The 1,903-nt window shown below is 62.0% G+C and carries 1 protein-coding gene; it reads left to right on the top strand.

The window, feature by feature from the left end; translation table 11 throughout:
- The first annotated feature begins 512 nt into the window (after window positions 1–512).
- On the top strand, window positions 513–1,838 hold the full coding sequence (gene ltrA, locus A5789_RS17810) for a group II intron reverse transcriptase/maturase (protein WP_227462908.1): 1,326 nt from the start codon (window positions 513–515) through the stop codon (window positions 1,836–1,838).
- Window positions 1,839–1,903: the final 65 nt, after the last annotated feature.

Below are 1,903 nucleotides of genomic sequence, written 5' to 3'. Positions count from 1 at the left end.
GTTGGTGTGTCCTGAAGAGAACAGGAGGTTCGTGGTGTAGAACACGGATTTCGTTGTGCTCGTGCTGTTGTGGAGATGAAGGTAGGTCCTTCGGCATCGGCATGCAGGTGCAGGTGTCAAACCGCCCCGAGCTGCTGCGGTGAATGAGCCGTGGTGGTGAGCGTGCGGGGAAAAGCCTTGCAGGACAAGGCAGGTATGGATCGAGAAGGCGAACGTGAGTGAACCACTGACGACGCGTCGTTAGATGTAGGTGACATCGAAACCGGGGCCTCAATGCTGTCCCGGGAGAAGCCAGACGAGAGCCTGCTGATTGGTCTGGTGGTGTCCGGCGTGAAGGTGGCGCGAGCTCGGTCCAGGCTCTGCAACGGAACAGGAGAACTTCTCGACGCGAAACAGCGGCCGGCGGTTGAGCTGGTCGCGGGAAGGGCGAGCAGCTCTGGTGGCGTGTCAGGAGGGCGGAACGCCCCGTAGTAGTGATGAAGCCCCCGTAATGGGGGTGGAGCGAAGGGGGCGTGCTGTCGGGTTTCGATCGACGATCAACCAGTAATGGGAGGAATCCGATGACCGGAACGAGATCGGCGGGCAAGCCGTTCGACATCCCGAAAACTCTGGTGTGGGAGGCGTATCAGAAGGTCAAGGCCAACAAGGGAGCGGCTGGTGTGGACGGGCAGTCGTTGACTGAGTTCGAGCAGGACGAGAAGAACAACCTGTACAAACTCTGGAATCGCCTGTCATCGGGAAGCTATTTCCCGCCGCCCGTGCGGGCGGTGGACATTCCGAAACAGGGCGGCGGAATCCGAACCCTCGGGGTTCCGACCGTCGCGGACCGGATCGCTCAGACAGCGGTGGCCATGGTGTTGTCGCCGTCAGCGGAGCAGGTGTTCCATCCTGATTCGTATGGGTATCGGCCCGGCCGGTCGGCGTTGGATGCGGTGGAGACGTGCAAGCAGCGGTGTTGGCGGCAGCCCTGGGTCATCGACCTTGATATTCAGGGCTTCTTCGACAACGTTCCGCACGATCCCATCGTCGCTGCTGTGGAACGTCACACCGAGTTGCCGTGGGTGGTGCTGTATGTGAAGCGGTGGCTCACCGCTCCGCTGCGGCAGATCGACGGCACGCTCATCAGGCGGGACAAGGGAACCCCGCAGGGGTCCGCGATCTCGCCGCTGTTGTCGAACCTGTTCATGCACTACGCATTCGACTCCTGGGTGGAGCGGGAGCTGGGGTCGGTCAGGTTCGAGCGGTACTGCGACGACGCCATCGTGCACTGCGTCAGCGAGAAGCAAGCGGAGTTCGTCCGCGATGCCATCGCGCGCAGGCTGGGGCGTTTCGGTTTGGCACTGCACCCGGACAAGACCCGGATCGTGTACTGCAAGCAGGAAGGGCGAGACCTGGAGTTCCCGGTCACCGAGTTCACCTTCCTGGGGTTCACGTTCCGGCGCCGGGCATCTCGACTGCGAGACGGGCGACTCAAAACTGGGTTCCTGCCCGCGGTGAGCAAGCAGGCCAAGAAGTCCATGGCCAAGACCATCCGGAACTGGCGGTTGGGACGCTGGACCGCGCTGACCTTCACTGAGATCGCCGCGATGATCAACCCCGTCGTGGCGGGCTGGATCAACTACTACGGGCACTTCTACAAGTCCGAGTTGATCAGCTTCCTGGAACGCCAGATCAACCCATTCCTCGTGAAATGGGCCATGCGGAAATACAAGCGGTATCGCCGTGCCATAGGCCGGGCACGCCGGAAAATGGCAGAGTTTGCCTCAACCTATCCCGGCATGTTCGCCCATTGGAAGCACGGCGCGTTGCCCAGCGGTTCGACAGTGGGAGCCGTGTGACGGGAGACTGTCACGCACGGTTCTGAGAGCGGCGGTGGGTGAGATTCCCGCCGCCGACTCACCTC

The sequence above is a fragment of the Nocardia sp. 852002-51101_SCH5132738 genome (genome assembly GCF_001665695.1).
GTDB lineage: Bacteria > Actinomycetota > Actinomycetes > Mycobacteriales > Mycobacteriaceae > Nocardia > Nocardia nova.
This window is presented reverse-complemented; position numbering and strand designations above follow the sequence as displayed.